The organism is Kitasatospora putterlickiae, assembly GCF_039527695.1.
GTDB classification, from domain to species: domain Bacteria; phylum Actinomycetota; class Actinomycetes; order Streptomycetales; family Streptomycetaceae; genus Kitasatospora; species Kitasatospora putterlickiae.
The window spans coordinates 16714-24856 of record NZ_BAAAKJ010000153.1 but is presented as its reverse complement, the minus strand read 5'-3'; the positions used below and the strand labels follow the sequence as shown (position 1 = coordinate 24856).

At 74.9% G+C, this 8143-nt stretch carries 7 protein-coding genes; 1 reads left to right on the top strand and 6 read right to left on the bottom strand.

What is annotated here, in order from left to right:
- Positions 1-48: 48 nt before the first annotated feature.
- Together ABD308_RS16065 and ABD308_RS16060 are read right to left on the bottom strand one after the other, a co-directional pair.
- Complete coding sequence (locus ABD308_RS16065) at positions 49-1041, bottom strand: hypothetical protein (protein WP_344334096.1); 993 nt, start codon at positions 1039-1041, stop codon at positions 49-51.
- Complete coding sequence (locus ABD308_RS16060) at positions 1038-1433, bottom strand: PadR family transcriptional regulator (RefSeq protein ID WP_344334095.1); 396 nt, start codon at positions 1431-1433, stop codon at positions 1038-1040. The genes ABD308_RS16065 and ABD308_RS16060 overlap by 4 nt, the downstream gene beginning before the upstream one ends.
- 73 nt (positions 1434-1506) lie before the next feature.
- Here ABD308_RS16060 and ABD308_RS16055 point away from each other — a divergent pair, with 73 nt between their 5' ends.
- On the top strand, positions 1507-2166 hold the full coding sequence (locus tag ABD308_RS16055; RefSeq protein ID WP_425554781.1) for an HD domain-containing protein: 660 nt from the start codon (positions 1507-1509) through the stop codon (positions 2164-2166).
- A 42-nt stretch (positions 2167-2208) separates the two neighbouring features.
- Here ABD308_RS16055 and ABD308_RS16050 read toward each other — a convergent pair whose 3' ends face one another.
- From ABD308_RS16050 to groL, 4 genes are all read right to left on the bottom strand, one after another.
- Positions 2209-4971 carry an FtsX-like permease family protein gene (locus ABD308_RS16050; protein ID WP_344334092.1) on the bottom strand — a complete coding sequence of 921 codons (2763 nt, stop codon included), beginning with the start codon at positions 4969-4971 and terminating at the stop codon, positions 2209-2211.
- Positions 4968-5717: an ABC transporter ATP-binding protein gene (locus ABD308_RS16045; RefSeq protein WP_344334090.1), complete on the bottom strand. Its 750-nt coding sequence runs from the start codon at positions 5715-5717 to the stop codon at positions 4968-4970. Before ABD308_RS16045 ends, ABD308_RS16050 begins: the two co-directional genes overlap by 4 nt.
- Positions 5718-5852: 135 nt before the next feature.
- On the bottom strand, positions 5853-6212 hold the full coding sequence (locus ABD308_RS16040) for a hypothetical protein (protein ID WP_344334088.1): 360 nt from the start codon (positions 6210-6212) through the stop codon (positions 5853-5855).
- A gap of 97 nt (positions 6213-6309) precedes the next feature.
- A complete protein-coding gene (gene groL / locus ABD308_RS16035; RefSeq protein WP_344334086.1) occupies positions 6310-7932 on the bottom strand; it encodes a chaperonin GroEL in 1623 nt (540 codons plus the stop codon).
- Positions 7933-8143: the final 211 nt, after the last annotated feature.

Here is an 8143-nt window from a genome sequence, read left to right as displayed (position 1 = left end):
CCGTTCGTCCGGCCGTTCGAGGAGCAGCGGCGCTCCGGCCCGCCCCGATCAGACGAGGCTCCGGACACCTCCCGCGCCCGCACCGGTCCGCCGCCCGTCACCGGCCCGGCGCAGCATCCACCCGGTCGCCACCAGCCCGACCACCACCGCGACCGTCAGCGGGGCCATCCGCCACATGCCGCCGACCGACTGCCAGGTCCGGAAGACGTTGAAGCCGAGGGTCATCGGCAGCGCCGCGAGGCCGATCGCGGCCGGTGCCAGCCGCCCCCGCGCCGCGAAGAGCAGCGCGGCCGCCGGCACCAGCAGCAGCGCCACCGCCGCGTCCCGGTCGAGCAGGCCGAAGGAGCTGTAGAACCCCTCCGCGGTCAGGATCAGAGCGCCGCCGGCCGCGGCGGCCAGCACCGCGATCCGGCCACGGGCGTCCGGCCGCTCCTCCATCAGCTCCTGCGGGGCGAAGGCGAACAGCAGGCCGGCCAGCAGCAGCGGGGTCGACTCACCGGATCGCGCGAGGAACCACCAGAGCGAGGGGGTGTGCTGCACGGCCGCGGTCAGCACGCCCAGGGCGCCGACGCCGGCCACGCCGAACGCCGCGTACCGGGCCTCCCGCCGGCGACCGGCCAGGACGGCGGCGACCAGCAGCAGCGGCAGCAGCGCCTGCCCGAGGAACCAGACGAAGGCCGGCACCTCGCCGATCCGGTCCGGCGGCGTCCACGCCGGGACCCAGGCCGGATTCACCACCTGGTCGACCGTGTAGGCCGCGCACAGCCCGGCGACCGCACCCGCGACCAGCGGCGCGGCCAGCGCGAACAGCTGCCCGACGACGGAGGAGGCGGTCAGACCGGTGCGCATCCGCAGGCCGTAGGCGCCCAGGTCGAGCACCTCCCGGGCGGTGGCCAGCCGGCTGGTCCCGGCCGTGCTGTCGGCGAAGACCGCGGACAGCTCGTCCCCGCGCTCGCGCCGGTAGCGGGCCGGGTAGAGCATCAGTGCGGCGCGGAGCGCCACCGGCTCCCCCATCACTCCGGGGAATGTCTGGATCGTCATGCGTAAGCCCCCCTGACCCTGGTGAACGCTAGTGTGGCGGCCCCGCCGCCAACCGGACGGAAACCGGCCGGTCGGACGGCCGCCAGCCGGCGCTGGGCCTCCTCGGCGACGGCGCGCAGCCGCTCCGCCTCGGTGGCCAGGGCGCCGCGCCCGCCCTCGGTGAGCGCGTAGGTGCGCCGGGCCCGGCCGTCCACGATCTCCTCGGCCGCGACCTCGATGAGGCCCTGCTGGAGCAGCCGGTCGAGCGCGCCGTACAGCGTGCCGGTGCGCATCTTGACCCGGCCGTCCGAGATCGCGGTGATCTCCTGGATGAGCGCGTAACCGTGCCGCGGGGCGTCGGCCAGTGCGGTCAGCAGGAGCAGTGTCGGCTCTTGCATCGCCCGTTCAGTCATGAAGCTACATATACCTTTCATCGACATATCACGTCCAGTGGAATCCCGGTCCGCTCCGGCGCGGCCCAGCAGAATGGCCCCCATGCCCGACACGCCATGCCCCGAGGACCTGCTCGCCGACTGGACCGCCCTGCTGCACCGCTGCGGCGCGGCCGGCGATCCCGCCCCGGCCGGACGGGAGCTGCTGCGCCGCTGGTCCGAGCCGCAGCGCCGGTACCACACCACCGACCACCTGCGCGCGGTGCTGGGCCACGTCGACGCGCTCGCCGCCCACGCCGACGACCCGGACGCCGTCCGGCTGGCCGTCTGGTTCCACGACGCCGTCTACCGTCCGGACCGCTCCGAGAACGAGGAGCGCAGCGCCGTCCTCGCCGTCCGGGCGCTCACCGCGGCGGGGCTGGCGGCGGCGCGGGTCGAGGAGGTCGCCCGGCTGGTCCGGCTCACCGTCACCCACCACCCCGAGTCGGGCGACCGTGACGGCGAGGTGCTGTGCGACGCGGACCTCGCCGTGCTCGGCGGCCCGCCGCAGGCCTACGCGGCGTACGCGGCGGCGGTCCGGGAGGAGTACGCCTTCGTGCCGGAGCCGGACTTCCGCGCCGGGCGCGCGGCCGTGCTCCGGCAGCTGCTCGCACTCCCCGCGCTGTACCGCACGCCCACCGCGCACGCCCGTTTCGACGCCGCCGCCCGGGCCAACCTGGCCGCCGAGATCGCCGGGCTGGAGGCCGCCGGCTGAGCACGGGCGGACCCGCGCGGCCGGCGGCCGGACCGCCCGGCGTCAGCCCGTCCGCCGCGCCAGCGGCAGCCGCGACCGGGTGAACGCGGCGGCGCCCAGCCCCGCCACCACCGGCAGCACCACCGTGATCGTGACCAGCAGCCCCCACGGCGCGGTGAACGGGGCCGCCGGCACACCGATCCGCCCGCTCGCGTGCGAACGCAGCAGCGCCACCGCGGGTACGAGCCCGCTGGCGGTGCCGATCGCCGCGCCGAGCCCCGCGATCAGCAGGCTCTGCAGCCCGGCCTGCACCCGGTGGATCCGCGGCGGCGCGCCGACCGCGGCCAGCGTGGCCCGGTCGTTCCGGGAGTCGGCGGCGGCCAGTCCGGTGGCGACGGCCGCGGCGCCGAGCACCACCACCACCGCGAAACCGGCGAGCGCGAGGCCGGTCACGTCGTCCTTCGGCTGGAAACCGCGCTCCACGTGCAGCTGGGCGTGCGGGGCGACCTGGGCCACGTCGGCCTCCACCCGCTGCTGCGCCTTGGGGGTGGGCGGGTGCGCGGGCCGCCACACCGAGCCGATCGACTCGGCGGAGAGGCCGACCTTGCGCACCGCGTCCGGGCTCATCAGCAGCCCCCCGTACCGGGCGGCCTCCGGGTTGTCGACCAGGAGCGCGTCGACCGCGATCTCCTTGGTGCCCGTCTGGGGGGTCTCCCCGGGCTGGACCGGACCGCCGCCGGCCGCGCCCAGCATGGTGAGCACCGCCCGGCCGTCGTGCGAGCGGTCGCGGTCGAAGACGATCGCCCGGCCGGCGGCCAGCGCCTCCTCGGCGGCCCGGTCGTTCACCCCGAACAGGTTGCGCAGCACCGTCGCGTCGCCGACCAGGGCGCGGCCGCCGGGGCCGCCCTCGTGGAACCGGCCGCCCGTGCCCTTGACCTGCACCACGCTGGAGCAGCCCTCGCAGAAGACGTAGAGCATGTTCTGGACGTCGGCGCGGGTGCCGGCGTCCGGCAGGCCCCGCTCGACGGCGGCGCGCAGTCGTGGCAGCCGCGGGTCGTCCGACTTCATCGGGGCCTCGACCACGACGGCGCCCATCGGGGCGGTCGGGCGGTAGGCGACCCGGTCCTGCGCCTCGGTGCCGGTGGTGTAGACGCCGACGGCGACGGCTCCGGCGACGGCGGCCATCACCGCGGCCACGGCGGGCGCGGTGCGGCCGCGGTGGCGGGCCGAGTCGCGCAGGGCCAGCCGGGGGCCGAGCGGCAGCCGCCCGGCGAGCCTGCCGAACGACGCGACCAGCAGCGGGGTGAAGAGCAGGAAGCCGAGTTCGGCGGTGACCGCCCCGGCGAGCACGGTGAGCGCCTTCCTGGTGAGCCCCTTGAACACCGGCAAGCCGGTGGCGTCCGGACTGCCGGCGCCGTAGAGCGCCAGGCCCGCGCCCGCGACGACCAGGAGCCCGCCCAGCAGCGGGAGCCGGCGGCTCGGCGTGCCGACGGTGTCCCGGCCGCTGAGACCGGCCACCACGTCACGGCGGGCGGCCTGCACGGCCGGCACCACGGCGGCCAGCAGCGCGGTGACCACACCGACGGCGGCGATGGCCAGCAGGTCGAGCGGCGCGATCGCGAAGTGCCCGAAGCGGCTGCCGCCGGCCTCCTCGGCCCGGGTCCGTAGCACGGCGACCAGGCCGACGCCCGTCACCAGGCCGACGGCCGCGCCGACGGTGCCGAGCACCAGTCCGGAGCCGAGCACGACCGCGCGGACGTGGCCCCGGTTGCCGCCGGCCGCACCGATCAGGGCGAGCTGGCGGCGCGAGCGCCGGGCGCCCACCGCGAAGGCCGGGCCGGCCAGCAGGGCGACCTCCAGCAGCGCCATCCCGACGACGGTCGCCAGCACGACGACCCGCTTGTCCGCGTCGGGGAGCCTGAACAGGTCGGGATCGTAGGTGACGGCGGAGGCGGGCGGCGGGTCGAGCGCGACGGCGCGCGAGGTCACCGTGAAGCCGTGCCGGTTGAGCGCCCGGACGGCGGGCCAGTCCAGGGCGGCGCCGCCGGGCATCCGCACCAGCCAGCGCTCGGGGCGGGCCTCGTCCGCCCCGGCCGCGGTCAGCCCGGACGAGCCGCCCGCGGCGGGCGGGGCGGCCGCGGCCAGCGGGGCGATCAGCTCGCCGGGCCGGGCCACCAGTTCGACCTTGCGGAGGTCGCCCGGGTACTCGACCACAGCGGTCAGCTTGAACGGCGCCGCGTCGAGGCCCTTCACCGTGGTGGAGTCGCCGATCCGCAGGCCCGCCTCGGCGAGGAAGGCCCGGGTGGCGGCCGCCTCGTGCGGGGCGCTCGGCGCCTTGCCCTCGACCAGGTCGATCCGCCCCTGCCAGACCCGGTCGGTGAGGTCGGCCTCGGCGGTCGCGGTGGTGAACAGGCCCTCCCGGGTGGAGGTGCCGACCGCCGGCCCGGGGGTGGCCGGCAGCAGCACCGCGCCCGCGGGCAGCAGCCCGGCGACCAGCTCGGCGGGGGACCCCGCCGCGGCGGCGGCCGTCACCGAGGCCGGATCGGTCCGGTTCTCCGGCAGCACCTGCACGCCGTCCTCGGCGAACGGCCCCTGGTCGACCGAGCGGCCCGGCCGGTGGGCGGTGACCAGGGCGTCGGCCCCGCCCATCAGCCGCTCGACCCGCTCGCCGGGGGTGAGCTGTCCACTGCGGTGGACGACGTCGGCGCCGGCCACGCCGAGCACCGGCAGCGCGACCATGGCGGCGACCAGGGCGCTGCGGCCCTTGGCGCGCAGGGCGTCGCGGCGGGCGATCCGCAGGGCGACGCGCAGGGCGGAGAGCTTCATCGCCGGCCCCCGTCCGGGGCGACGGAGAGCAGCCGGCCGGCGTCCCGCCCGGCGGTCTCCTCGACCACCAGACCGTCGCGCAGGACGACCACCCGGTCCGCCCAGACGGCGTGCCGGGCGTCGTGGGTGACCATCATGGCGGCGGCGCCCGCGTCGCACCGGGCGCGCAGCACGGCCAGCACCGCCTCGCCGGTGGCGGAGTCGAGGGCGCCGGTGGGCTCGTCGGCCAGGACCAGCCGACGGTCGCCGACCAGGGCGCGGGCGATCGCGACGCGCTGCTGCTGGCCGCCGGACAGTTGCTCGGGGAAGCGGTCGGCCAGCTCGGCGATGCCCAGCTCGCCCAGCGCGTGCCGGGCCTCGCGGCGGGCGGTGCGTCCGGAGACGCCGTCCAGTTCCCGGGGCAGCGCGATGTTCTCGGCGGCGGTCAGCGCCGGTATCAGGTTGTAGTCCTGGAAGACGTAGCCGATCGAGCGGCGCCGGACGGCGGCCAGGCCGGTCCGGCCGAGCGCGCCGAGTTCGACGCCCTCGACCAGCACCTGTCCCCGGCTGGGCCGGTCCAGCCCGCCGGCCAGCGTGAGCAGGGTGGACTTGCCGGAGCCGGAGGGGCCCATGACGGCGACGAACTCACCCGGGCGGACGGCCAGGTCGACGCCGCGCAGCGCCTGCACCTCGGCCGCACCCGTGCCGTGCACCCGGGTGACCGCCCGCAGTTCCAGGACGGGCCGGGTCGGATCTGGCTGGGACATGGGTCTCCCCCTCGCTGCCGTGAAGGCTCAGACGGACTGTATATGTCGGTAGACTGTATATGCCGTCCATCGGTTCCGGTAGACGCGAAAAAACCGCCGCCGCACCCGAAGGCGCGACGACGGCACGGTCGACCCCTAGAACAGCCCGCCCACCGGCGCCACCACGGCGCCGCGCTTGCCGCACACCCAGTGCGGGTCCGTCCCCAGCTCCGGCTCCACGCCCAGCGCGTGCGGGTCCCCGTCCGCCGCGCAGTCCGCGCACAGCGGCCAGCGCCCGTGGCTCTCCAGCAACGCGTCCTGGACGTCCTGGGCGAGCAGGCCCAGCACGAACCCGGCGCCGTCCGGCCACTGCTCCAGCCACCAGCGGCGGTGCACGACGGCCTTCTCCACCAGGGACACCACGGCGGCGTCGGCGGCGTCCCGCGCGGTCAGGTCGGCCAGGATCAGCGCCCGCGCGGTGTGCAGCGCCGTCTCGATGTCGTCTGTCGTAGCCATCCGTCCAGTCTCCCAGGAAGGTCCGGGAACGCCGCACGGGCGGCCCCCCGGAGGGAACCGCCCGTGCGAGCGAGGAACAGCCGATCCGACCAGCGGATCAGAAGTCCATGTCACCGCCCGGCATGCCGCCGCCGGCGGCCGCGGCGGCCTTCTCCGGCTTGTCGGCGATGACGGCCTCGGTGGTGAGGAACAGCGCCGCGATGGAGGCGGCGTTCTGCAGCGCGGAGCGGGTGACCTTGGCCGGGTCGATGATGCCCTCGGCGACCAGGTCGACGTACTCGTTGGTGGCGGCGTTCAGGCCGTGACCGGCGGGGAGGTTGCGCACCTTCTCCACCACGACGCCACCCTCCAGGCCGGCGTTGGTCGCGATCTGCTTGATCGGGGCCTCCAGCGCGACCTTGACGATGTTGGCACCGGTGGCCTCGTCGCCGTCCAGCTCCAGCTTGTCGAAGGCGACACCGGCCTGCAGCAGGGCGACGCCACCACCGGCGACGATGCCCTCCTCGACGGCGGCCTTGGCGTTGCGGACGGCGTCCTCGATGCGGTGCTTGCGCTCCTTGAGCTCCACCTCGGTGGCCGCGCCGGCCTTGATGACGGCCACGCCGCCGGCCAGCTTGGCGAGGCGCTCCTGGAGCTTCTCGCGGTCGTAGTCCGAGTCGCTGTTCTCGATCTCGGCGCGGATCTGGTTCACGCGGCCCGCGACCTGCTCGCTGTCGCCGCCACCGTCGACGATGGTGGTCTCGTCCTTGGTGATGACCACCTTGCGGGCGGTGCCCAGCAGGTCGACGCCGGCGTTCTCCAGCTTCAGGCCGACCTCCTCGGAGATCACGGTGCCACCGGTGAGGATGGCGATGTCCTGGAGCATGGCCTTGCGGCGGTCGCCGAAGCCCGGGGCCTTGACGGCGACGGACTTGAAGGTGCCGCGGATCTTGTTCACGACCAGGGTCGACAGGGCCTCGCCCTCGACGTCCTCGGCGATGATGACGAGCGGCTTGCCGCTCTGCATGACCTTCTCCAGCAGCGGCAGCAGGTCCTTGACCGAGCCGATCTTGGAGTTGGCGATCAGGATGTAGGGGTCCTCGAACGAGGTCTCCATACGCTCCAGGTCGGTGGCGAAGTAGGCCGAGATGTAGCCCTTGTCGAAGCGCATGCCCTCGGTGAGCTCAAGCTCCAGACCGAAGGTGTTGCTCTCCTCGACGGTGATGACGCCTTCCTTGCCGACCTTGTCCATGGCCTCGGCGATCAGCTCGCCGATCTGGGTGTCGGCGGCGGAGATGGAGGCGGTGGAGGCGATCTGCTCCTTGGTCTCCACGTCCTTGGCCTGGGCCAGCAGCTGGTCGGAGACGGCGGCGACGGCCTTCTCGATGCCGCGCTTCAGGGCCATCGGGTTGGCGCCGGCGGCGACGTTGCGCAGACCCTCGCGGACGAGCGCCTGGGCCAGCACGGTGGCGGTGGTGGTGCCGTCACCCGCGACGTCGTCGGTCTTCTTGGCGACCTCCTTGACGAGCTCCGCGCCGATCTTCTCGTACGGGTCCTCGAGCTCGATCTCCTTGGCGATGGAGACACCGTCGTTGGTGATCGTGGGGGCGCCCCACTTCTTCTCCAGCACGACGTTGCGACCCTTGGGGCCGAGCGTGACCTTCACGGCGTCGGCGAGCTGGTTCATGCCACGCTCAAGGCCGCGGCGAGCTTCCTCATCAAAGGCGATGATCTTGGCCATCTGAAGTGGTCCTCCGGGACACGGTCGACTGCTCGGACCAAGGGGTGCCCGCGACGGACGGCCCTGGTGTGCGGGGGTCCATTCCCCTACCGCTCCCGGGGGCCTCACCGACCCGGTCCGCTTATCACTCTCAACCTCTGAGTGCTAACGCCAATGATTAGCACTCCGGGTGGGCGAGTGCAAGCCCAATCGGCAACCCGCGAGCCGCCGC

What these genes read in the sequence shown, in the direction of transcription:
- ABD308_RS16045 (WP_344334090.1), bottom strand. Translation starts at nt 5,717, where the DNA reads ATGTCCCAGCCAGATCCGACCCGGCCCGTCCTGGAACTGCGGGCGGTC.
- ABD308_RS16060 (WP_344334095.1), bottom strand. Translation starts at nt 1,433, where the DNA reads ATGACTGAACGGGCGATGCAAGAGCCGACACTGCTCCTGCTGACCGCA.
- ABD308_RS16065 (WP_344334096.1), bottom strand. Translation starts at nt 1,041, where the DNA reads ATGACGATCCAGACATTCCCCGGAGTGATGGGGGAGCCGGTGGCGCTC.
- groL (WP_344334086.1), bottom strand. Translation starts at nt 7,932, where the DNA reads ATGGCCAAGATCATCGCCTTTGATGAGGAAGCTCGCCGCGGCCTTGAG.
- ABD308_RS16050 (WP_344334092.1), bottom strand. Translation starts at nt 4,971, where the DNA reads ATGAAGCTCTCCGCCCTGCGCGTCGCCCTGCGGATCGCCCGCCGCGAC.
- ABD308_RS16040 (WP_344334088.1), bottom strand. Translation starts at nt 6,212, where the DNA reads ATGGCTACGACAGACGACATCGAGACGGCGCTGCACACCGCGCGGGCG.
- ABD308_RS16055 (WP_425554781.1), top strand. Translation starts at nt 1,507, where the DNA reads ATGGCCCCCATGCCCGACACGCCATGCCCCGAGGACCTGCTCGCCGAC.